Origin of the sequence: Paenibacillus sp. JCM 10914 (assembly GCF_001315105.1) — a bacterium.
GTDB lineage: Bacteria > Bacillota > Bacilli > Paenibacillales > Paenibacillaceae > Paenibacillus_AQ.
Genome location: NZ_BAZR01000002.1, coordinates 409,426 through 432,180, shown reverse-complemented (window position 1 = coordinate 432,180; position 22,755 = coordinate 409,426). Strand labels below are relative to the sequence as shown.

The following is a 22,755-nucleotide window of genomic DNA, read 5'->3' as shown; positions in this document are numbered from 1 at the left end:
TCTTTCTCCGTTATTTCTCGAATGTATGTATTCATATCCCATACCAGAAAATCCGATAGTCAAAATCAGGCGTCAATCCAACGGCCCGTGCTATTCGAATAGATCCTGTATTATCAGGTGTACAGTCCCAATATGGATGGATTCCTTGTTGCAGGCACTCTTGAACAAATGCATTAGCTACGGCTGTTCCGTAATTGCTCCTTCTGTACCCCTCCAGCGTTTCAATATCGATTGCATGTATTCGATCTGCAACAAATCCCGAAAAGCATACACTCACCGCCTGATCATTCTTCTCGGCAAAAAATCCAAATCCGTACTGAAAAAAAGAGTCCATAGAATCCCAAAAACGCGATATTTTACTCTCTAAAAATGATAGATTCCCCAATTGACCAGACTTTAGTGAATGGACATCCAATCGCCGAATCGTGATACCATGATCTGGATCTTGAATATCTGCCGACTCTTCATTCTCCCTTAAACTAAACACATGTTGAACATCGCTAGAGATCTTGCGATGTTGGAAAATGGATTGTATCGTATTATCCCAGGCATCCCCTTCCACGCCAATTTCAACACAATGTATATCTCGTTTCTTTAGTTCGGGTTCAATGTGGGTTCTCATGTACCCTTCTAGACTTTCCAGAAAAACCTTGCTCTGTGTATCCCCCACAAGTTGGAAACCTTGTTGACCTTGAATCCATATCAACGCTGTTGTCGGTTCTGTTGGATGATCCACCAAGAGGCGCCCCGGATTAATCCCGTTCACTACAGCCCGAACCTCAATATTTTTACACGTATCGGTGATATGTTCTATCTTATGAAACTCTTGCCTATTAAGTTCTGTTATCATTGTAGATCCCCTCAATGCTCTAATTTCTACACGATGTTATCTGACGTTACGACGAATATGCTTTCATTAAACTTGTGAATGCACTTTGCTGATCACATCGCAATTTGAAATTCATAATCTGTTTGGCGCAATCCTCCAGCGGATGTTCAAATGTATTGACCTCCATATCATAAACTCCATGTCCATGAATTCTTTCGATTTGCCATTTGGCCTGCCCAATCTCCCTGTCTCCACATTCTCTTTCTCGACGTTCCAGCTCATGTAGCGGGCAATTGACTCGAACAAATACGACAGGATGATCTACCAATAACGCTACACATTCCTTCAGCCAGCCCTCCTCTTCAGGAATATCTAAAATAACATGATCAACAATTACATTAATTCCTGCATCGCTGAAGGTTTTGATACTGTTGTGCATCATGGAAGCACATGTTCGAAGGGTATCCCAATAGTTCTTCTCCAGAAATTGATCCGGTGCCATATTCTCATACACATCTACCGACAAGTGAAAATAAGGCGCTTCCAATAACTCCTGCAGTTTCTTCGTGAGGCTTGTTTTCCCCGAGCTGGACGTTCCGTTCAAAAAAATAACTTGTCCTTTTTCCATTATCTCACCCGCTTTGCGAACAATTACGCTAAGACCTTCCGTTCGACAAAACGGATCTAATAAATGAAGTCTTGGCCTCTGTATACGCAGCGCGATCATACTTAAATTGCTCAGCTAACTGCATTTTGAGGTCGGCATAATCCTTTACGAGTGCTGGATGTTTTCTCAATATATCCCTGAACATTAAGTGTTCATTGAGAGGTACACTGCCCTTACTGCAAACATATAAATGATGAGTCATCTTCTCGTTCATACCAGCATCATACGGAACGCGATTGTCATTTCTGGCAAAAGCCTCTCTGCCCGGAAGGCCTAAATCTCCTTCGTGCCAATACCCGAGTTCACTAAGCTTATCAATCACTTGCGATAACAAGTTCACGGATGGGATAACGATGTCCATATCTATTATCGGTTTGGCTGGTAACCCGGGTACGGCTGTGCTTCCAACATGCTCGATGGATAACGGTAAATCTCCTAAATGCTGCGCTATTATATCTTTTAATTCTCCAAACATAATCTGCCACTTCTCATTATATTCTTCAATGATGACGGGCTTGGATGTCAACGCTATCCCCCCTCTCAAGTGTTAAAGGCTATGCTTTAATCAACTAGACGCTCCCTCAAAGGCTTATCTCCTATTCCGAGCTCAAAATCGAATACATCTCTGATCCGTAAATGATCCCGAAATCTCGAGAAGCCTAAAATAATGTCAGAGTCTTATATCCCCTCAAGCTTGATCGTTTCGATCTTACCTAATATACGCGAGTACATTCCTCGCACGTTCCAATCGCTTATCGTGTCATTGTAAAGTCCAAAGCCCCAGACCTGCTCTTTGCCACTTAGCTGATAATATCCGGAACCATACATCCCAGAGCCATGATCCGGCATATCTTCAAATGACAGTTCTTCGTCTATATACGGGAAATGGCCTTTCTCCGCCCCAATAAAAAAGAAAGGGATATTCGCGCTCTTAAAGACGGCTGCAAAACGAGGTTCCGCTGCCTCAGGCAGCTTCTCATTTGTAATGAAGATGGCATCTAAACCGGCTGCATAATCACTTCGTTCCACCAAGTGATCCAACGTCAATTCACGGAAGCGTATGTGCTGTTCGCGGATTTCAGGCACCTCTCCAATGACCCCAATGACTAAAGCGTCGCCATCGTATTTTTCCGTGGGATCTTTGTCCGGTTTATCGTTATACATCCAGATTACAATGAGAAGCGCGGCAGCGAAAGGTAAAAAACGATATAACCTATTCATGTATTTCCTCCATCACTCGTAAACTTCTCACATCGTGCGAGTTCCCTCTTTATTTTGAAGTCGGTTCAACTTAAATCCTTTCTTGACCAAGCCGATAAATCGCCTTTCTGAAATACTTTCCGACCTTCTCTAGTTCATTCATCACTTTCTCAATTCGCATCTCATCTAGATGCCAATTGTCTTTAGTGATTCCTGATTGATCTACTACGGGTCGTACACTGAACTCGGTCTCACGTGGAAATATGAATTGATAGGTAAGCAACGCACGCCGAGCATGATAATTTTTGCAGACCAGGATCACATGGCTCGTGGAGATATGGTTCTGCTGCAATACATCCAATGAAAACCTTGCATTCTCGAATGTATTCGTCGCTTGATCCTCTCTGAGGATCACTTCCGACGGTACACCCCGCGATGTTCCGATATCCTTCAGAAATTCCCACTCCGTCGTTCGCACAAAGGGTGTTGCGCCACCAGAAGGCAGTAGATGCGGGGCATAGCCCTGATGGTATAAATCTGCGGCAGCTTCCATAAGCTGGGGTTGACTGGATCCTGGAATTAAGATCACGTTCGCAGGACGTACTGTGCTTTCAAAGAACATAAAGTCGCTGATACGATCAAACGGAAAAGAGAAGATTTCAATCCACCTCCTGTAACCTGACACATCTATATTTGGGCTAAATTGCTCTCACCTAAGCTTGAGTGCCTAACCATTCATTCACACCTTCAATCCAGCGTTGCTCCTGATCTGCCAACATCGTATTCCATCCAAGCATCTTCGCAGGGCGAAGGTTTTTGTCCTGGTCATCGATATACAGAATTCGATTAGAAGAGATACCCGCAGGAAAATATCTCGACACAAACTCATAAATCTCTATCTCTGGTTTACATAACCCTACTTGATTGGAGATGGTGATACTCTTCGTAAAATGTTTAAGCGGCTCCAGCAGAGCTCCTACCCATTCCGAGCAATGATTGCTCAATATATGGATATCGGCATGACAGTTCCATTCCTCTATCCGTTCCCAAGCTGGCAAGCTTGCCAATGAACGTATGAGGTGCTCCCTGCTGCTTCAGCCTGAAATGATGGAACCCGCTCTTGAAGCCACTCCCAAAATTCATTTTCGCTTAAGTGACCACGCCAAAGATCTTTTCGAATAATCCCGATCTGCTCGATTAATGTCTGTAGTGCTTCGGAAGAATCCAGCGATAGCGCTTGCCAAGTGGCAGTTGAAAAATTGCTGATCAATACCCCCGCCAGGTCCAAAACTAATTGCGGTCGTTCTCCCATCTCCATACCCCTTTCGACTGGAGCATTCCACTCTTCCTCCGTTAAAGCAAATACGGTCTCCCGATGTATGTACTCTATAACTTCAAAAAGATTTCCCGTGTCGATGCTGAAGATAGTATCGGAGTCCGGCTCGATCCACGCTTGAGAACTGAAGCGGATCCTCGATCATCCGAAGGTACACCTCATCCACGCTGGCCCATCTGACGTCCTTCGTCTCGTCCCCTGTTTCCTGATGCTGACCTTGGACCGTGCAAATAAAATACATCCCGATCGAATCGATCGGACCGTTAATCGTCTGATATACGCAGTACGGCTCCACGCATTCCACCTCAAAATCCGGCTGAATACCGCGGGTATCGATTCGTTTATCACTCCCCTCGATACCTATGACGGTTAATCCCGTCTCCTCCAAAACTTCGCGCTTCAGTCCGTCGTATATAGATTCATATAGCTCGAGTCTTCCACCGGGCAATTCCAGCGCCACTTCATTCGGTTTGTTTCGGGTTTGAATGATGATCTCCCCTGCTCCCCCATCGCCGCGTTCGATGATGGCTCTGGCATTGACGTAAAACATGGCTATCCCCCGCTTTCTATCATCCTATAATTTTGAAGACTTTGGTGCTTCCTCTATTACTTTCACAGCATTGGCCGAAGCGTGTGCCGGATAGGAATGCTCGATGCCGCCCTTGATCTTGTAACGAATTTTTTGACCGGGCTCCAAGTGACGACTCTTCTTCGTGGTCAGCCAGATGGCTGAACCCTGATAGTCCTCCATAATTTCCTGCCAGGATTGACCTGGGTGTAGTTCATCAATGACCAACACTCGCGACTCGTTTGCCTCAAGTACATACCCTTGCCCTTCCTCTACGGGAGCGTGGCATCCGACAAGCATGAGCAGGATTAGCAATGCAGTGAGACTCTTCTTCATCGAGAATACCTCCTGGTCCTGTTGAAGCCAATCATGGCTCCTCTCTTATCGCAATCAATGACGTTTCATTTCCGTACCCGTCGATTCACTCCCACCCGGACCACGTAATACACCCCTACCACGAACAGAAATACACCCACACCAAGTAAGGTTGTGGTCCCCTTTCCAGGACTAATGACGCCAAACGAAACTTGAGATTGAAGCGTATAAACATTATTGCTATAACTCTCCATGATGTCCGGCACATGCTGCGTCGTCAGATACATGCCGGAGACGATGGATCCGCCTATCAACAGCACAATAGCCAAGAGCGCTGCGACAATCGCTTCCGCCAGCCACCTTTTGTTCACCTTCATGTTTATGCCTCCTTCTTATATATATGTTCCAAATCCATTTCCATCTTGATCCCTACGATCTCTCGTCCCTCCGTATCCTGCATGATGACGGAACCAATGGGCGTAAAGCCAAACTTCGTATAGAACAGCAGCGCTGCTGTATTGATGTTGTGACAGACCAAGCGAAAACGCTGAACACGCAGCTCCTCCTTGGCGAAAACCTGCATCGTCTCAATCAAGTAACGACCCGCACCTTTGCCCCGATAAGCCGGCGAGACAATTACATTCCCGAGCCAGCACTCGTACTGACCCACATCATAGAGGTTGGCGTAACCGACAACTTGGTTGTTATGGGTCACGACCGTCGGGTTCAAGCCCACGGTAGCGACTTCTTCGAGAGCTTGAGGATCGATCGGATACTTTCCTTTCGGATACATGAAAAACAGCTCGCGCGCATCTTGTGGAAACGTCGCTATAATATCAAAATCGCTTGTTACAGCAAGTCTATGATCGTACATTCTATTCACTCCCTATAAATGAAAACCCACCTTTACGTCAGGTGGGATCAATAGTTATATTTTACCTCTAATAACATATGCGGACAATCCCAAAACTTCAGCGCCGGCCGGAATCCAAAATTTCGAACTTTTAGATGCAAAAAAACTCTTGCGTGATTTTATTATTGTGTTGTAGAATAACCAGGAAATAATTTTGCCTTAGGGAAAATTATTTATACATAGGTAATTTTATTTCCCTAGGACAAAATAATCTTCTACTACTTACGAAAGGAACACCTCATGAAGCTATCAGAACTTGTTCTAGTTTCTACTCGACGTAGTAAGTCACTTATCGCTTTGCTGAGTTTATGCTTTTTACTAATAGCAGCGATCATCATCGCTTGCTCGGTAGGGCCGGTACCCATTCCGTTTAGTCGAACAACAGCAATCTTGTTCGAAAAGCTGGGTATGTATATTCCTATCGCCTACTCGGAGCGGGAATGGCTAGTCGTATCTCAAGTTCGACTGCCGCGCGTACTTGTTGGGGCCTTGGTTGGTTTGGCGCTAGGTATCTCGGGTGCCGTCATGCAAGGAGTGTTTCGAAATCCGTTGGTTGAACCGGGATATGTTGGCGTCTCTAGCGGTGCTGCGGTCGGGGCTGTGTGCGCCTTGTTCTTCGGCTGGAGCCAGTTTGGGCGATGGGTATTACCCTTGTCGGCTTTTATTGGGGCTGTTATTGCGGTTCTTGTTATTCTGGCCGTCTGGAAAAGCAGCCGCAGCCGCTCCATCGCAACCCTACTCTTACTTGGCATTGGGATCAATGCGCTTCTATCCGCCATGATCAGTGTAATAGTCGCCAGTTCCAGCAACGATCAGGAGCTGCGAAGCATAATCTTTTGGCTACAGGGCGGATTAGAAGCCCGAACTTGGGAGCATCTGCAGTTAATCAGCGCTCCTATCGTGATTGGGTGCCTCGTTATGCTTGCGTTCAGCCGTCAATTGAATATGATGCTGCTTGGCGACGAACAGGCCGCGAGCACTGGTATTAACATTCGATCCATTCGTCATTTTCTGCTTATTCTCTCGTCATTGTTGACAGGTGCGGCCGTTGCTGTCAGTGGCATCATCGGTTTCGTCGGACTAGTCGTCCCACACATGATCCGGCTGCTCGCAGGTCCAGATCATCGGCTCCTTCTCCCGGCAAGTGCACTTGGAGGGGCTATCTTCCTTGTCTTGGCGGACGTCATCTCAAGAATGGTTCTTCAACCGGTAACTTTGCAGGTCGGGGTCGTTTGCGCTTTTATCGGAGCGCCAGTGTTCATTGCGCTCATCATCCAATCACGCCGAGGGGGTCATGCTGAATGAACATGCTCGTTGGAGACAACATCGCCTGCAAAATGGATGGCCAGCCGATCCTGCACAACATCTCGTTGTTTATTAAGAGAGGGGAGTGTGTTGGTCTGATCGGACCTAACGGCAGCGGCAAGTCCACCCTGCTCCGGACGCTTTCTGGTTTGATCTCTCCATCGTCAGGAACGATATCCGTCGCAGGAAAAGCAATTCAAAGCTACAAACGAAAGGAACTCGCTAAACTTATAAGTTATGTCCCGCAGAACACAGCCATTGATTATGATTTTTCCGTGCGCGAGATCGTGCTCATGGGCAGATATCCCCACTTGTCCCGTTCATATTCAGAGGCTTCATACGATCGTGAAATGGCAAAACTGGCAATGGAGCAGACCGGCACGCTTCATCTAGCCGATCGCCCCGCAACGCAGCTATCCGGGGGGCAGCGACAATTAGTGCTTATTGCCAAAGCGCTCGCCCAGGAGCCGAACTGTTGCTGCTTGATGAACCAATCTCAGCACTGGATGTCCGTTATCAGTTGCATGTACTGGAATTAATGCGCCAGATGGCGGATCAAGAATTGGCGGTTGTGGCCGCTTTGCATGATCTTAATCTGGCAGCCCGCTTCTGCGATCGACTGATCCTGCTTAACGAAGGCAAAGTGATTGGCGCTGGTACACCGGCAGAGATCCTCACCGTTTCTACAATCCGTGCTGCCTACGAAGTAGAAGCCCATATCTATCCAGACCCGTATACCGGCTCGCTCGCCATTACGGCATCGAAACTATCACATAATGGAGGAGAGAAATGATGAATACCACCAAACGAAGTCAGCTGCATATGTGTCTGGTTTTGATACTATTAACCATCATCATCGGTTGTGGAGCGGGAACCAGTCCCATAACCCATTCTGAAGCCGAACCGACAAGAGCAAATCCTGCTTCAGTTCAAGATACACTGGATACATACCCGCTAAATCTGAATGTTAATGGAACTTCCATCACGATCCCCGCTAGACCCGAACGGATTGCAGCCCTATCCCTTGATGCAGCCGAAGTGGTATTGGAATTGACAAATCCCGAGCGCGTTGTAGTTGTTCCGAAGAGCATCGAGAATCATTCCTTAGCATTTCGTACCGAAGAAGGGCAGCAGGTGCAGCATAAAATTGCTGGTGCCACTTCGCTGGATCCCGAACAAATACTATCTTACGAGGCCGACTTGTTAATCATGACGAAGCTGCATGACAAAGAAAAAGAGGCGACTGAAATTCTTGAGCAATCCGGTGTTCCCATCATTACTTTAGAATCGTGGAGTACGCTAGATGCGATCATGAACAATATCCTCACCATCGGTACCGCCATTGGAGAAGAAGAAAAGGCTACTTCCATCGTTGAAGATATGAAAGATCGGCTTTCGAAAATAAATTCGACGCTTCATGGGGTAGATAAACCAAACGTTCTCGTTGTCTCGCCACTTGGCCCTGGAACAGGCCCATATTTGCTTGGTTCCTCCAACATCTCATACGATCTGGTTCGCCGTGCAGGAGCCGAACATGCGGCAGACAATCTCGGTCTAACCCGTGCAACCAAAGCTACCATCGAACAAGTGATCAAGGCCGATCCGGACAACATCTTGCTCATCGAATGGCAGGAAGGGATTACGGACGACATAGATGAGATTGTGCAAACACCAGGGTGGTCTACCCTCCAAGCCGTTCAAAACGAGCGCGTCCTGCACATGCCGGCACGTAAGCTGCTGAATCCGAATCGCTATACGATCGATACGCTGGAGGAACTTGCCCGCTGGCTCCATCCTGGTCAATTTTGACTAAATGAAACGAATCAGTCACTAGGAGGAACATCTCATGAAAGCTGTATTGTTACTCACCTATGCTTCGCTAAAGTCTATCGATGAAGTGCCTGCCTTTTACACGCACTTGTTCCATGGTCAAACGCCGCCCCCGGGCAAGATGGAAGAAGCCCTGCTGCGATTTCGCTCCATGGGAACAGCCGACCCGTTGGGATCGGTTACTTCCCGAATGGCGATCGCTTTACAGCGGAGACTACGTCAATATACAGGAGAGGATGTTCAGATATATCAAGCGTCGAAACATACCTCCCCATTTATAGAGGAGACCGTTGAGCAAATCGCATCGGCTGGGTTCACCCAATTGTTCACCTTTCCTACATCGCCACTCTATTCCAGGAGCGGAACAAAAGCCTATCACCATCGCGTGCGTAAGACACTCGCTGCGATTGGAGCGGATATTCCAGTTGTGGAAATCAATCATTGGCATCTCTTCCCCGGCGTTGTCCAATCCATTAGCCTGCGTCTTCAAGCAGCTCTCCAATGGTTGTCCGCTGAAACTCGCCAGCAAGCCACCGTGCTTTTCACTGCGCACAGCCAGCCTGGATCACCTGCGTCCAATGCCGAGTTTATCGCTTCTTTTCGTGATATGGCTGCCGCCGTTGCTGCAGATGCGGGCTGGAATCGCTATCAGTTGGCCTATCGCAGTGCGGGACCGTCCACTCAGAAATGGTTGGAACCCGATGTGCTTGACGTCATTGAGGATGTCTCCAACAAGTCGGGAAAAGCGGTTGTCCTTTGTGATTTGTTATCCCTGACGGAAAATGTGGAAGCCGTCTACGATTGTCGAGTCCACAGCAGTCAAAAGGCTGCAGACTGCGGACTGGAATTTGTGGCGACAGAATTCCTGAACGATGCAGCTGACTATGTTGAAGCACTATCTGAGCTTATTTATGGATACATGGACTCACCCGACAAATGACAATCATCTAAAAGGAAGAGGGCCATTGCCCTCTTCTATCAATACTAATATCAGTATTAGCCCTTATTACTCTGGGAAAGAACCCGAGATGCCTTTCCTTCAATTTTGAACTTTATATTAATATTTCTGTTGTGAACATCCGATAATAATCGCAAAGAAATATTTACCATTTCATTTAAGGGAAGTGTTTAAATGCCTCTAATTTCAAACATCTCGAGCAAATCACAGTCTACTACGCCAGTAAAGTCTAGAACAAATATGATGTCACCCATTGACCGGGAGATCGAGCAGCTAATCAATCAATAAGGAATTATTAATGAAAAAATCGCTAGTGTTAGATCAGACGAAAAGCTGGACTCTAAACAAAAAGATGAAAGAATTAAACTGTTAACCATGGATATGCAGTTACTTGAATCTCAAATTATGCAGAAAAGAATGGAGAAGACTGAGGACAGTAAAAATGACAACAGTGCTTCTTCTCAAAAAAAAGATTCAAGTAAAAAAATCGAAATGGATGCAGGTAAGCAAGATGTATCAGGCGTATCAATGGAAAAGCTTTTACAAGCTAGCAATCTACATGACCAATTGACCAAAATGGCAAGCGTGCGTAGATCACTGAAAGTGGAAGCTGACACTCTTAGGCATGAAGTAAGAAAGGGAAGAGAACTTCTTGGAGGTGAGAACGAACCCGGGGACCCAGGCAAATCGGAAATGAGAAAGAATCTAGAATTGACAGTTAATAAATCGAAAACTGAAGAAGCACTAGACATAGAAAAGAGAATTACGGAATTGGATCGTAAAATAAGTGAAAAGATCGAAGCCACTAAAGAGGGTATTCAGAATGATAACCAGAAAGTTGTCACCGGAGAGGTTGATGATCAGGAAGATGTGTCCGTATCTAATCAATCTGTAAACGCTACGGATACACTTAGGCAGCATCAAGATGCTGACAAGAACAAGAATACTAACTTTCAAGCACAGCAGAATATTAGTATTGACATTCGCGTATAGAACAAGAGAGCTATGATTCAAAATATACATAAGTGTTTTTTAAACGATTGTTAAGCGACTCATTGAACACAAGCGGGCCTAGGGAAATAGAAAATGTCGCACAGAAAGGCTCGGGGAGCCGGATCTGTGCGACATTTTTCAATCATATCATGCCCTCGGATAAAAATGTTGGCCTAGGGAAATAGTATAGCTAACATTTCACCGAAAGGGAGAATGACGTGCTATATCTAGTCAGCTTTGGCCTCTTGTTCGCCGGCTTGCTGTGCATCAACATCATTTTCGCGTACCAGAGCAAACACATCGATCCTCACTTCTGGACTACGCTCAAATTTCAGTTCTGGATGCTGCCGCTTTTTTTCGTGGCCAATCTCAGCATCGGGTACGGCGTGAAGTTCGGTGCCAAAGTGTTTCATCAACTAAGCTTCATTCTAATCATTGCCAAGTGCATGGAGGTTCTGATCTCCGTCGGGATGGGGTATTGGTTTATGAAGGAGGTACCTCTTGGAAAACGTGGGTGGGTCTTGGGGTTATTGGGGTTGGGATTGTGTTGGTGAAACAGAAGTGAAGGCAGCATGGTTATCGTATCTAGGTAAGATCTGCCTACTCCTTCACCTCAATGGCCGTTACATAACTAACTCTCCCGTTATTGGGCCACTCCCCCCACATCAACAACACATATTTTCCTGGCTCAGACGGGAGGACAAAGGCGTCGTCTTTCTGAGTTAGGTCATGAGTCTCGTGGCCCTCCCACCATGCTACCTTGACCTGTCTAGGATTCGTCCCGTTGAACTCAAACGTCATCTCGGCATTCGGCTCAACTTCATGATAAGTCTGGTCTTTAACCAAATCGTCCGGACTCGGCGCGTCAGCGACTGCATGATTCCACTCATTGGAACCTGTGAGAAAAGGTATCTTTTGATCACCTGTCTGTCCTGCCGCCGATGGGGGCTCTTGGGTTAACGCAGCGCAGCCTATCATCAAGATGCAGACGAACAATAAAGATATGCCGAATATTGATCTCATTTTCACACCTCCCAATGATACTCATAGGACCCAACAGAGCCTCACTTCTTCTCTTCAGGCTAATTTATTGATTGCGCCGTATAATGGTAAAATGCCATCGCATCTTCCGAAGTAGAGAATCCGGCCTGTGCCAACTTATCGCTACCCCCGCCTTTACCACGGTACTCGGCCAAATGTTGCTTGAAAAAAGCACCGCACGCAAGCCCGCTCTCTTCGCCTTGGGCGAGGACCACCTTATGATCCGCGTTGGACACAAAGAGCACAATGACATCAGCTTGTTCGCTGAGCTTCGCCGCCAAGTTCTGCATATCCTTCAGCGGCTTGTCCGCAAATGCATACTTGATCAGACTGCCTTCACGTTCGGCCAATAGCTTCTCAGCCAAATAAGCATCATTTTCGGCCTTCACCGCATTCAATTCAGCCTGAAGCTGCTTCTGTTCCTGATCCCACTTCTCAATCCGGTCCAGAATCTCTTCCTTAGACGTATTGAATCTAACCGACAGACTGCCGAGAATCTCCGTTCCGATATTAAACTCTGTTAATGCCCGATATCCGCACTTAAAAAAGAGGCGCACGTGCCCCTTCTGTTTCTCCGCTCTCAGCAGTTTGACCATTCCGATCTCACCCGTTGCCATGACATGTGTGCCACCGCAAGCGTTATATTCAATTCCTTCGATCTCAACGATCCGGATATCGTCGGTTACCTTCGGCTGTTTGACCAGCGGCAGGGCGGCAGCTTGCTCTTGGCTCACCCGATAATTCGTTACCTTTCGATTCAGGTAGATCTGACCTTGAATCTCCAACTCCAGCATCTTCATCTCGACTTGAGACAGGCCAGATCGCGCGATATCAATGGTGGCGTAATCCTGACCCAGGTGGAAGCTGAGCGTCTCGGCCTGACATACCTCCAGACACATAGCCGAGAGCAGATGCTGGCCGCTGTGATGCTGCATATGGTCGAACCTTCGGTCCCAATCCAGACGGCAGCCAACCGATTCCTTCTCAGGAATACGCTCGACTTTATGTAGAATGACTCCCTCCTCCTGAACGACATCAAGTACCGGAATTTTATCGATCCACCCCAGGTCACAAGGCTGCCCACCACCATGTGGATAAAAGGCGGTCTCCTCCAAGACCAGATAAGTTCCGTCCTCCCGTTCCAGCTTGTGCGTGATTCGAGTCTCCCACTCTCGGATATAAGCGGATTCGTAATATAGCTTTGTCGTCATCTTCATTTCCTCACAATTCTCTAAAATTCTATGTACTTATACTCTTTAGTATCAGCTTACTATCATAACAGTTCCACTGCTAATCTTCTAAATCATACTCGTATATCGGATTGATGCACTTTAGAACGGAAACAATTGCGTTATTATATCCCGACTTCTTTTCAATTTCTCTTTCATCTGTAAATGCATTGTTTTCAAACTGCTCCAAGCTCTTTAATGATCTTCACGTATTTATTGACGAACTCACACTCCGTCATTCCTCTTACATCTGACAGCATTTCATGATAAGCCAGTAATTCGCCTTCATCATTATCTTTAAAGTCTGTTTTGTCGAATATGGTATTCGTATTTGTGAACTGTACTTTTCTTTGAATAACATCTTCCAATGTAAATTGATTTAGTTTCTTGTCACTAATAATCATTCATCTCCATTTACTTTACTGATATTTGCTTGTTAGTTCTCTTTGAAATACATGGATGGGCTTTTCGTAACCAATGGGTTTTAAAATGATTGAATTTAACCACGAAATGAGTTCGTAGGGATGGTCAAACTCCTTATGACTACTGTAAAAAGTCATTTCGCTCATGGTCCCTATCACACTCTTACTATTTGTTTTACCTATATTTATTTCTCCTGCTTCAAGAAAGTACTGGTCAATCATGTTCTTCTTGAATCCTTCGAAAAGTAAATACTCCCTCAGAACCGTTCTAAACTTTTCCTGTAACTTATCAACTTGAGAACTCCTAATGCCATCGATGACTAAACATAATCGGCTAGCGTCATTCACAAAGATAATATGTTTCCTTCTTAGTTGAAGAATATTGACATGCCAGCTAAATATCTGGTTATCCTCTGCCAATTCTTCTGGTGCTACCTTCATGTCTTTTATAAGTTTTTGAGTGAACCTTAATGCTAGCATTCTGCTCTCTCCTTAGAACACCTAATTTAAATATGACTTCAAATATAACATACAAACTCATAACTTAGGAAAAGGGACGAATCAGTTACAGACGAAGAGGTATTAAAAAAAACCGCAAGCGTACAAGCTTACGGTTTTCACTGTTACTCGTTTAATAGATAGCTGCCTTCAGCAGCGCTTTCGTATAATCCGATTGCGGATTGGCGAATCTCCTGGATTACCCTAAATATGTAATTATCCGCAAGCGTGAAGGATACATTATCTACAGCTTTAACAAGCAGTCCTTTGCGGCTGCTGGCAAAATGTCAGTTTTATGAAGGAATATGTTGGATTTCGCAATATAGTAAACGAAATTAGACCCACGCGCAGTCGCATGGGCCTCTAACGAGAATTTAGAGATGTATGAACTTGAGCTAGCCAAGGAATAATCTTCTGCCGTTCATTCCTTTCTTTAACTGTAACGAATCAAACAGTCTGCCCTCATGATCGATTGCACGCAACATTAAATGGTCTGTTGTCACCACCACTTGTATAAAATGCGGAACCGCCAAAGATTGTGATGTGTGCCAATCTCTTTTCGGCAGCAGCCATTCTGGCATCGCTCCGGCTCCGCCAGCTACAATGTACACGATCCCCTCATCGTAATCGATCTTGTCAGCTCGTAATGGATGACTTCGTTCGTAGACAATCGTATGAGAGTTAAAGACCAAATCAACCCCATACTGTTCGAATATAGGCAAAGTTGTCTCAAATCCTCTACCTGATACCCGCCAGATACGTACGGTGGATAATGAAAGAATACTATTTTCCATCTTGCCGAAGTAGACTGCAGATCGCGAACTAAGAAATCATACTGTGCATTTCCTGGGCTCATGATACCTGAGCTGTTTGGGTAACTTTCAGGATTAATGAAATCCGTACTGTCTAAGCAGATGAAGTGAACATCTCCATAATCAAACGAATAGAAATTTTGGGGTGGGTCAAAAGCAAAAAAATCATAAAATAGCGAAGCATTTTTTTTCGTGATTACCTAGGCTATTATAACAAGGAGTGCTTACCAGCAAATCCTTACCCGGACCGAAAAAATACATCTCCCAATCTTCATAATGATCTCCGTCGTTCACAACGTCACCAACAAATAGAGTGAAATCTGGTCTGTATTTTAGCATTTGGTCGAAAATATTTTGATTAACTTGACCATTGGATCGATCAAAGCCGCTATACCCTCCGGTTTCACTCGTCACGGTAAAAGAAAAAGGCTCACCCTGTTGCACAGCCGTTTTGAACGGATACGGACTTGATTCAATGCTACCTTGCTCATTCTCTGATAAAACTTGATAAAAATAAATTGTACTGGGATTTAGATGATCTACAGTAACCTGATGAATCGTAGAATAACCTTCCTTCGAAACGGTGGATCGTATTTCTGTCGGAGTCTTGTAATTCCCTTGATATCCACTATGGATTCTCTCCGCCACTAATACGCTAACGCTTGAAGAAGCCGGTTCCGATGTTTCCCACATGATTGTCATGCTGTTCACTGTCGGCCGCTGCAAATAAGGTCCCTTTACAATACTCAGCATGGTCTATCCCTCTTTCATTCTATTTCTTTTCGATGATGACTGTTGGTTCAAATCTTAGATTCAAGATTTGGTCTGTCGTTAAAGGCCCTCCAGTAGTAGTTACTCTACCAAACCTATCTCCCATTAAACCTAGTTAACATGATGCGTATGCCGATTGTTAAACGTCGTAGTGATTTCATTTCGTTCTGCATAAACGATCAGCCTGTTTTCAACAATTCGTTCTTACTGTGTAGTCTTGCCTTCATTTTTTGCTTTTCTTTAATTTCCTTCCTCAAATATTTGAAAGCAATTCTGTTTGGATGTTGTCACTTCCCTGATACTTATAAAATTCGGAAGAGTAAGATGCTTCCCTTCGGCAGTACAAAACAAAGGCGGTAGAGCCGACGTCAGTCTATGGCTTAATTGCTGAATGTCACAAATCGTTGCCATTTCAAGTGATCTGAATCACAATCGCTCTCGGTTAGCTTCAATATAATGAAGACATTCATTAGACGAAAGCGAGGCTCAGCCTATGTTAACCGAGAAAACCATTGCCACGATTAAATCGACGGTGCCTGTGTTGGAACAACACGGAGTGACGATTACCTCTACATTTTACCGTAATATGTTCAAGGCGCATCCCGAACTGCTAAATATTTTTAATCATGCGAACCAGCAGCGGGGCAAACAACAAGCCGCACTAGCCAATACGGTTTATGCGGCAGCGCTTCATATCGATCGTCTGGAAACCATTTTGCCAGCCGAGAGACAGATTGCCCACAAGCATCGCAGCCTCGGCGTGAAGCCGGAGCATTATCCGATTGTCGGACATCATCTGCTTGGAGCGATCAAGGAAGTGCTTGGCGATGCGGCGACCGACGAGATTTTGGATGCATGGAAGGAAGCTTACGGAGTCATTTCAGATGCTTTCATCACCGTTGAGAATGAGATGTATGCACAAGCGGAGAAACAGTCCGGCGGCTGGAGCGGATTCAAACCGTTCCGGGTCGAACGGAAAATACAGGAGAGCGATGTTATCACCTCCTTTTATCTGGTTCCTGCAGACGGCACCCCGCTACCCGTTTTTGAGCCTGGTCAATATGTCAGCTTGAGATTGCAGATTTCGGATGAGACTTTTACGCTAAACCGCCAGTACAGCCTGTCCGATGCGCCCGGGAAGCCTTACTACAGGATATCAGTGAAACGTGAGGCCGAGGGATTAGAAACCCCGCAAGGGAAAGTTTCTAACTATCTCCACGATGCGGTATCGGAAAACGATAGGGTGGAGCTCTCCGCCCCAGCGGGCGATTTCACGCTCGACTTGAACGACCGCTCTCCGGTTGTCCTGATTAGCGGCGGTGTCGGACTCACGCCGATGATCAGTATGCTCAACACCATTGCCGAGCAGCAGCCCGAACGGGAAGTCATGTTCATCCATGCAGCCCGCAACGGTCGCGTACATGCTATGAAGCAGCACGTCGAGGATCTCGCACAGGCATATCCGAATATCGCGTACCGCTGGTGTTACAGCAGCCCGGAAGAAATGGATACCGGTTATCATAAAGTGGGTGTGCTGGATTGGGAATGGCTAAAGGACACGGTGCCAGGCACATCGGCAACGTATTATTTCTGCGGTCCAATCCCGTTCATGAAGACGATGAATGACGCTCTCTTAAAGCTTGGCATCCCATCGGATCGTATCCGTTACGAGTTCTTTGGTCCGGTGGCCAGCCTCTCTTGACGCAGCAAACGGTTCACCGTCTCCCGACGCAGGCCGATCAGTTGGCCAATCTCGACCTGGGTCAGTACATCCGTCAGACTGGAAGGCGAAATATATTGTTCAAACCACCGCTGTAGTTTGCGTAGCCGCTCGATCGGTTCGATTGCGCTCAGTTGGTCAATCCGCACCTGCATCATTCTCAGCTTGTCCTGAAGCTGGAGCGCGATCGTTCGGTAACGAACTGGGTCTTGTTCCAATGATCGATACCAGTCCTCGAGGCGGTAAACTTCAACTTCGCTCGTGACTAGACCTACCGCCGTCCCGAAATAAGGCTTCGGGGTAATCAGCGAGTGATGCGGTATCGTCTCGCCGGGCACAATCAGATTCACCAGCAGGGCATGGCCGTCCTGGTGCAAGCGCTCAATCTTCAGCATGCCGCTTTTAACGTGAAACAAGGAACGGCCTCTCCTTGCCGAAATAAAATTTCACCTTTGTGAACCATCATGTACTTGTTCCTCCTCTTGCTTGACACGATTTCATCATAGCTTAAGCAGGAGGAGGGGTTCAAGGGAGAGCCGTTGATGGAGGTGCTGTATAAGTATAAATTTGATCCTTAGGACAGCCTCTGTTCATTTCTTGAGCAAAGTTAGCAAAAAGTATAGACAGCGTTTATATTTTTCACTTCGATAAAAAGACCGCTTTCAATATCGGCAAGCTTATTTGACTGATGTGAGTTACGACAAGTTATACCGAGACCAGCGAAGTAGTGGGGTGGTGCAAAGCCTTGTGGATAAGGGCTGGAGGCGTTTTGAGGGATTTAAAAAACGATTCGCATGATATATTGTCATGCGTAGTTATTGCCTGCTTTGAACTCTCAATTATAGATTTTTCTCGAACTATTTAATTGGATCATTTGTAATTTTGGGGTAGTCATATTTCTTATTAGTTATCCAGACCTTATAGGTAATTGATCCTTCTAGATGTTCCTCATCACAATGAACATCATGTCTATGCCCATGAATTGTGTTTGATCTTACTAGTTCAAACAATAGCGCATAAGCTAATTTTGGGTCTTTCGTTTTATAACCATCAAAAAAGTAACCTATATCGTTATAAGCACCACTATAAACCCATTCACGCGCTTCTCGAATTGTCTCAAAGTGCATCTCTTCAACAAACCAGGATATTGAATTTTGATCATTATGATTCATCTATTAATCAATCCCTTCTGGCTTTATGGTTATATGAATTTATGATCTTCTAGTGCTAGCACTAACTACACATAACGTTGTTGTATTTACGAACCTTTACTGGCTTAAAAGCGTCAGAGCTTGGATCATCAGACTTATCCAGTGCAGCGTTGTCCAGCTAATCCCGCTTATCAAAAATTCCTCTGTCGGACCAAGGGCAGAATTTCAGAATGTGTGAATATGTTGTTATCTGAAGGATTGCTCTTCTCAGATTTATCTTATAAGTTTCTAAAAAAAGTCACTCTGGAATAACCTTGAACGAAGAAATCTTCTTCAAAGTCCACCAACTCAAATCCAATTGATTTGTAAAAATCAATCGTCCCTTGATTCTCGGGATGTCCTAATGTATACAGTATTACTTTTTGACTGCCGAGTTTTTTAATACACGAACATATAATCTCTAATAATTCTCTTCCTATTCCCTGTCTCGAATAATCCTTAGAAACAACAACTCCCACTATCTCATACATATTTTTTTCTATATTATAAATGAAGCCTGAATGTCCAATTACTTTATTAAACTTAGTAGCTACGTAAAAGTTTGATTTAGACTCACCTTCATTAGTTACAAAGTGAGCCCACCTAAGCGAATAACGGTCGATTACAAACGTTGGAAACTGAATTGGGTATTCTTTCATTATTAAACAGACACTCACTGAATCCTCTTCTTTAAATTGTCTGAATTCAATCACTACAAATCACCACCAAAGCTTTCGGTTTTTAAATTTATTATCATTCGTGATTGTTTTTATTTCTTTCATCAAATTCTTTGTTTCTTAACTTCACTTTATATATGGAATTTCGAATAAAATTTGTTTGCTTATCAAATAAATAATGTTACTCAGAATAGATATAGCTCCGATCCAATCATTGAGCTCAAAGCTCACATGATAATTGTCTGGAGTATAAGATCCGGCTGCTGCTGAATGTTGTTATGTGAAGCGTGGTGCTTCTTCGAGTTAACTCAAAATCATTGTCTTTCATATGTATAGAGTCTTCCGTTTCTGGGTTTTATAAAGCCCTTCCCCTTATAACCTCTTTACATTTAAGAAGTTTTGAATGATCTTTATCTTCCCCTCGTTTTAGCAAATCTATTTCAAGGACTCGCATATCTTCCCAGGTTCGAACTGCTTTATAGATTTCAAAAGAATTCATCTCTCTGACTACCTCCCGACACAACCGCATTTAATTATTCATACAAATTGGACAAAAGAACTACTCTATCCGCCTGTTAGTTAATTGAATAGGTTTTATTTGATTTTTTCTTGCGCTGATTTCACATAACGTTCCTGTATTCACGACCCAGCGTAGGCTGGGTGTCCGGCGAATACCGGACCAAGGACGAATGTACGCAGCGTGAATATTATGTTATGTGAAGTCAATATTTATTGGTTTCAATTCTCTTTATAACCTATCAATATGTCTTTAAGTTTTTCTAACAACTTTTTTTTATAAACATTATCATCAGTGAAAATTATTTCTTTTATTTCACTAGAGAATCTTTTAATAACATTCACTAAAAAATTCCGGGGTTAATAAGTGGCGAAAGTCTTCTTCTATCAATGTCTTTCTCAATCATTTCTATCAGCAATTTAATTTAATCCTCTTTATATAGCGAGGCGTTGACTAAATATTCTTTTATAAGGTTCAACTGCATCTCTTCGAACTTTTCTATTCGCCAAGATAAACCGTTTGGTTCAATATTATTTTTCTGTTTTAAAATTCTTTTAGCTTGATTGTTCACTAGAAAATCCATGAGTTTCAATACACCTAACATAAAAATAAAGAAAACTATAAATCCAATTGACAACGTGCGAGATTCTTTCCACGCTAATCCTAAAGTTAATCCGTAAATCATTGATAAGATAGATATCACAAAAATTAAAAAAGAGTATCTCATTAGTCGATATTTTATTTTCATAAATCGAAATACTAAATGATACGAAATAACAGGCCCGAATGGCCCGAAGCGTAGATATATTGTTATCTGAGGGGGATGCCTTCTTCGAATCGCTTTCAATATAATTTAATTCGTCTTTTCAATAATGTTTTCATTTTCATTCAATGCTTTGATACATCTTTTCAAATATGATACTATATATTTGATAAAGACCAAGTGCTGCTAACACTTGGTCCATACAATTGGCTTGGATGGTTTATTCCCTTCTAAGTCACAGGAACAAAACCCACCTTCGGCAGCTAACCTTTGGGTGGGTTTTTACTTTCTCTTATTGTTATTGTTAATGTAAGTTAAAAGTGCAAGAATGAATGATCCAAAGAGGAACATTATCGTTAATGCATCCTTTACTTCCATGGCTTCACCTCCTTTCGAAGGGAAACCATGCCCACCCAAGATTCAATTGTAGTTATATTTTACCTTTATTTAAATCTGCGTACAAGCGTTCTTATATATTGACTTTGATCTTTTCATTTTAATCCAATTCGCAGCCCTTTCAGATAACGTTTCGTATATTCACGACGCCCGGCGAATGCCGGGTGTGTCCACAGCAACGCCTTCCTTGAAGCCGCTTCTAGGGCCGAGGGCGAAATCCCAATGCGTGAATATGATGTTATCGGATGTTAATGCCTTCCTTGAGATTCCATCAAAATGTATTCAAAATGATTTGTACTATTCTTTATATTATTGTTTTCCATTCTTTCAATTTCTTTTATTAATCAGTCATTACACTCTTTGCCAGTCTATAGTCATCTTCATTTATTTTAATATTTCTTCTAAGTGATTCCTTTACTTGATAAATACTTATTAAAGTTATATGTCCTTTAAAATCGACTTCATCAACAAATTTGCTTATAAATTTTCGATGTAATACACGATTCCAATCCAATCGATCTGCAAGTTTTCTTTTCATTTCACACCCCCAAACTATCATTCAAAACATATTCTACTGGCATTAATTTCTGATAACGTTCCCGTATCTACGAACCGAGAGGCTTAAGGCGCGAACGCGCCGGGTCCGACGGACTTAGCCTCGCAGGGTTATCTGCCTGATTCCACTTCCACGAACTACCTCAGGCAGATCAAGGGGGCTCGTCCTCCGCAGCGTAGATACTATGTTATCAGAAGTTCCTTGGCAACTTTGATTCACCTTCAACATTCTTTAATTCTCTTAATGTTGGTTTGGATTAAAGTTTGATCTAAACTATCCTCAAAATCCATATTATATTTATATGATAAGAACTCGCTTTGAAAAATGATTGATCAAAACGAGTTAATTCTTTGTGAAATACTATGCGATTTTTATAATAAAGATTGATCATTTTCTACCTAGTAATTCTATAACAATCGCGCTTGATTGCTTTATAAGTATTATATTTTTTGCTAATACTAAGTTTCAAAATTCTGTTAATTAAGGAGGCTATTTTTAGTTGTTATAAGTCGAGACGTTGATAGATTACATTTCTCCCCTAGAAAGCCTATTCTACTAAGGATTCTGTTATTTTCCCATCTAGTTTTTTAATCGCCAACATCGAATTATCCTGAATGATTCCTGTATCTACGAAACCAAATGAAGCGTATAATGTTTTAGCTATGACATTACTTGTTCGATAAAAGAGGCTTACATATTCTGCTTCCCCATATGGCATATTTTCAATATCCATCAACATTTTTTCAAAGGCAAGTTTGCCATATCCTTTCCCCTGATAACTCTTGTCAATCATAATATGCCATATAAAATAGCTCTTCTTCCCGTAAAAAACTTCATTATCAAATGATTCATGATCCAACGTATCATAAATATACATCAAAAATCCAACCGCAACTCCATCGGCATAAATGGCATTGGGAGTCGCTGGTATCCCGTCTGTGTTCAACATATGAGCGTCTGCAAAGCTTCTGAGGTTAGTAGTTTGTATAAAGTCTTTCTGGTTTTCTCCAACTTCAAATGCTATTACTTCATCTATGTTATCCCCGGTTATTTTTCGTAATTCAATCATTTTCTTCTCTCCTCTCCTAAGACAAGCCACTTCCACTTTTATAAGTATGTTTAATCTAATCCTTTCAAGGAATTTCTGATAACGTTACTGTATCCACGACGTCCCACCGACTTAAGGCTGCGCCAGCAGCCGGCCGCGATGCGGTTAGTCGGTGCGGATGTGTCCGCCTGATTCCACTCC

Annotated in this window: 30 protein-coding genes and 1 pseudogene; 8 read left to right on the top strand and 23 right to left on the bottom strand. The window is 43.8% G+C overall.

The window, feature by feature from the left end:
* Positions 1-31: 31 nt before the first annotated feature.
* The 11 genes from JCM10914_RS05335 to JCM10914_RS05285 all read right to left on the bottom strand — a co-directional run bounded on the left by JCM10914_RS05335 (position 32) and on the right by JCM10914_RS05285 (position 5,789).
* Positions 32-850 carry a GNAT family N-acetyltransferase gene (locus tag JCM10914_RS05335; RefSeq protein ID WP_023958283.1) on the bottom strand — a complete coding sequence of 273 codons (819 nt, stop codon included), beginning with the start codon at positions 848-850 and terminating at the stop codon, positions 32-34.
* Between the two features lie 46 nt (positions 851-896).
* The gene (locus JCM10914_RS05330) at positions 897-1,457 is read right to left on the bottom strand and encodes a chloramphenicol phosphotransferase CPT family protein (RefSeq protein ID WP_023958281.1); all 561 of its coding nucleotides are present in this window, start codon (positions 1,455-1,457) and stop codon (positions 897-899) included.
* A 28-nt stretch (positions 1,458-1,485) separates the two neighbouring features.
* On the bottom strand, positions 1,486-2,022 hold the full coding sequence (locus JCM10914_RS05325; protein ID WP_023958279.1) for a GrpB family protein: 537 nt from the start codon (positions 2,020-2,022) through the stop codon (positions 1,486-1,488).
* A gap of 152 nt (positions 2,023-2,174) precedes the next feature.
* A complete protein-coding gene (locus tag JCM10914_RS05320; RefSeq protein ID WP_023958277.1) occupies positions 2,175-2,717 on the bottom strand; it encodes a hypothetical protein in 543 nt (180 codons plus the stop codon).
* A gap of 70 nt (positions 2,718-2,787) precedes the next feature.
* Positions 2,788-3,318: a YdcF family protein gene (locus JCM10914_RS05315; RefSeq protein ID WP_036717110.1), complete on the bottom strand. Its 531-nt coding sequence runs from the start codon at positions 3,316-3,318 to the stop codon at positions 2,788-2,790.
* A 91-nt stretch (positions 3,319-3,409) separates the two neighbouring features.
* Positions 3,410-3,763 (bottom strand): hypothetical protein, encoded by a 354-nt coding sequence (locus JCM10914_RS05310; RefSeq protein WP_023958273.1) that lies wholly within the window; start codon positions 3,761-3,763, stop codon positions 3,410-3,412.
* The gene (locus JCM10914_RS05305) at positions 3,733-4,008 is read right to left on the bottom strand and encodes a hypothetical protein (protein ID WP_023958271.1); all 276 of its coding nucleotides are present in this window, start codon (positions 4,006-4,008) and stop codon (positions 3,733-3,735) included. Before JCM10914_RS05305 ends, JCM10914_RS05310 begins: the two co-directional genes overlap by 31 nt.
* A gap of 82 nt (positions 4,009-4,090) precedes the next feature.
* Positions 4,091-4,582, bottom strand: a complete 492-nt coding sequence (locus tag JCM10914_RS05300; RefSeq protein ID WP_023958269.1) for an NUDIX hydrolase — start codon at positions 4,580-4,582, stop codon at positions 4,091-4,093.
* Positions 4,583-4,606: 24 nt separating this feature from the next.
* Positions 4,607-4,936: a YobA family protein gene (locus JCM10914_RS05295; RefSeq protein ID WP_023958267.1), complete on the bottom strand. Its 330-nt coding sequence runs from the start codon at positions 4,934-4,936 to the stop codon at positions 4,607-4,609.
* A 65-nt stretch (positions 4,937-5,001) separates the two neighbouring features.
* The gene (locus JCM10914_RS05290; protein ID WP_023958265.1) at positions 5,002-5,292 is read right to left on the bottom strand and encodes a hypothetical protein; all 291 of its coding nucleotides are present in this window, start codon (positions 5,290-5,292) and stop codon (positions 5,002-5,004) included.
* A gap of 2 nt (positions 5,293-5,294) precedes the next feature.
* Entirely contained in the window at positions 5,295-5,789 is a 495-nt protein-coding gene (locus JCM10914_RS05285; protein ID WP_023958263.1) for a GNAT family N-acetyltransferase, read from the bottom strand.
* Positions 5,790-6,068: 279 nt separating this feature from the next.
* Between JCM10914_RS05285 and JCM10914_RS05280 the strand changes: the two genes are divergently transcribed.
* The 7 genes from JCM10914_RS05280 (at position 6,069) to JCM10914_RS05255 (ending at position 11,468) form a co-directional block, all read left to right on the top strand.
* Entirely contained in the window at positions 6,069-7,133 is a 1,065-nt protein-coding gene (locus tag JCM10914_RS05280) for an iron ABC transporter permease (RefSeq protein WP_023958261.1), read from the top strand.
* Complete coding sequence (locus tag JCM10914_RS05275; RefSeq protein WP_023958258.1) at positions 7,130-7,672, top strand: ABC transporter ATP-binding protein; 543 nt, start codon at positions 7,130-7,132, stop codon at positions 7,670-7,672. Before JCM10914_RS05280 ends, JCM10914_RS05275 begins: the two co-directional genes overlap by 4 nt.
* Positions 7,609-7,926, top strand: coding sequence for a hypothetical protein (locus JCM10914_RS29795; RefSeq protein ID WP_231638495.1), 318 nt, complete (start codon positions 7,609-7,611; stop codon positions 7,924-7,926). Before JCM10914_RS05275 ends, JCM10914_RS29795 begins: the two co-directional genes overlap by 64 nt.
* Positions 7,923-8,942, top strand: a complete 1,020-nt coding sequence (locus JCM10914_RS05270; RefSeq protein ID WP_052019632.1) for an ABC transporter substrate-binding protein — start codon at positions 7,923-7,925, stop codon at positions 8,940-8,942. The genes JCM10914_RS29795 and JCM10914_RS05270 overlap by 4 nt, the downstream gene beginning before the upstream one ends.
* A 37-nt stretch (positions 8,943-8,979) precedes the next feature.
* Positions 8,980-9,903, top strand: a complete 924-nt coding sequence (locus tag JCM10914_RS05265; protein ID WP_023958252.1) for a ferrochelatase — start codon at positions 8,980-8,982, stop codon at positions 9,901-9,903.
* Positions 9,904-10,296: 393 nt separating this feature from the next.
* Entirely contained in the window at positions 10,297-10,914 is a 618-nt protein-coding gene (locus tag JCM10914_RS05260) for a hypothetical protein (RefSeq protein ID WP_036717019.1), read from the top strand.
* 218 nt (positions 10,915-11,132) lie between these two features.
* Positions 11,133-11,468 (top strand): hypothetical protein, encoded by a 336-nt coding sequence (locus JCM10914_RS05255; protein ID WP_023958248.1) that lies wholly within the window; start codon positions 11,133-11,135, stop codon positions 11,466-11,468.
* Positions 11,469-11,514: 46 nt separating this feature from the next.
* Here JCM10914_RS05255 and JCM10914_RS05250 read toward each other — a convergent pair whose 3' ends face one another.
* From JCM10914_RS05250 to JCM10914_RS29785, 5 genes are all read right to left on the bottom strand, one after another.
* A complete protein-coding gene (locus JCM10914_RS05250; protein WP_023958246.1) occupies positions 11,515-11,937 on the bottom strand; it encodes a hypothetical protein in 423 nt (140 codons plus the stop codon).
* Positions 11,938-11,996: 59 nt separating this feature from the next.
* Complete coding sequence (locus JCM10914_RS05245) at positions 11,997-13,166, bottom strand: DHHA1 domain-containing protein (protein ID WP_036717016.1); 1,170 nt, start codon at positions 13,164-13,166, stop codon at positions 11,997-11,999.
* A 437-nt stretch (positions 13,167-13,603) separates the two neighbouring features.
* Positions 13,604-14,086 (bottom strand): hypothetical protein, encoded by a 483-nt coding sequence (locus JCM10914_RS05235; RefSeq protein ID WP_036717015.1) that lies wholly within the window; start codon positions 14,084-14,086, stop codon positions 13,604-13,606.
* Between the two features lie 413 nt (positions 14,087-14,499).
* Positions 14,500-14,826, bottom strand: a complete 327-nt coding sequence (locus JCM10914_RS29790) for a hypothetical protein (RefSeq protein WP_036717013.1) — start codon at positions 14,824-14,826, stop codon at positions 14,500-14,502.
* A gap of 255 nt (positions 14,827-15,081) precedes the next feature.
* Entirely contained in the window at positions 15,082-15,669 is a 588-nt protein-coding gene (locus JCM10914_RS29785) for a fibronectin type III domain-containing protein (protein ID WP_036717012.1), read from the bottom strand.
* A gap of 511 nt (positions 15,670-16,180) precedes the next feature.
* On the opposite strand from JCM10914_RS29785, the gene hmpA reads away from it, so the two are divergent.
* On the top strand, positions 16,181-17,389 hold the full coding sequence (gene hmpA, locus JCM10914_RS05220; RefSeq protein WP_023958237.1) for an NO-inducible flavohemoprotein: 1,209 nt from the start codon (positions 16,181-16,183) through the stop codon (positions 17,387-17,389).
* Here hmpA and JCM10914_RS05215 read toward each other — a convergent pair.
* The 7 genes and pseudogenes from JCM10914_RS05215 to JCM10914_RS05195 form a co-directional block, all read right to left on the bottom strand.
* Positions 17,353-17,873, bottom strand: a pseudogene (locus JCM10914_RS05215) (Crp/Fnr family transcriptional regulator). The gene hmpA and the pseudogene JCM10914_RS05215 overlap by 37 nt on opposite strands.
* 391 nt (positions 17,874-18,264) lie before the next feature.
* Complete coding sequence (locus tag JCM10914_RS05210) at positions 18,265-18,579, bottom strand: hypothetical protein (RefSeq protein ID WP_052019630.1); 315 nt, start codon at positions 18,577-18,579, stop codon at positions 18,265-18,267.
* Between the two features lie 257 nt (positions 18,580-18,836).
* Positions 18,837-19,310 (bottom strand): GNAT family N-acetyltransferase, encoded by a 474-nt coding sequence (locus tag JCM10914_RS05205; RefSeq protein WP_231638494.1) that lies wholly within the window; start codon positions 19,308-19,310, stop codon positions 18,837-18,839.
* Between the two features lie 319 nt (positions 19,311-19,629).
* Positions 19,630-19,773, bottom strand: coding sequence for a hypothetical protein (locus tag JCM10914_RS28755; protein ID WP_156332302.1), 144 nt, complete (start codon positions 19,771-19,773; stop codon positions 19,630-19,632).
* A gap of 1,063 nt (positions 19,774-20,836) precedes the next feature.
* Positions 20,837-20,932, bottom strand: a complete 96-nt coding sequence (locus JCM10914_RS29780; RefSeq protein WP_227011709.1) for a putative holin-like toxin — start codon at positions 20,930-20,932, stop codon at positions 20,837-20,839.
* 358 nt (positions 20,933-21,290) lie between these two features.
* Positions 21,291-21,488 carry a hypothetical protein gene (locus JCM10914_RS05200; protein WP_036717010.1) on the bottom strand — a complete coding sequence of 66 codons (198 nt, stop codon included), beginning with the start codon at positions 21,486-21,488 and terminating at the stop codon, positions 21,291-21,293.
* A gap of 565 nt (positions 21,489-22,053) precedes the next feature.
* Positions 22,054-22,575, bottom strand: coding sequence for a GNAT family N-acetyltransferase (locus JCM10914_RS05195; protein ID WP_023958231.1), 522 nt, complete (start codon positions 22,573-22,575; stop codon positions 22,054-22,056).
* Positions 22,576-22,755 lie beyond the last annotated feature (180 nt).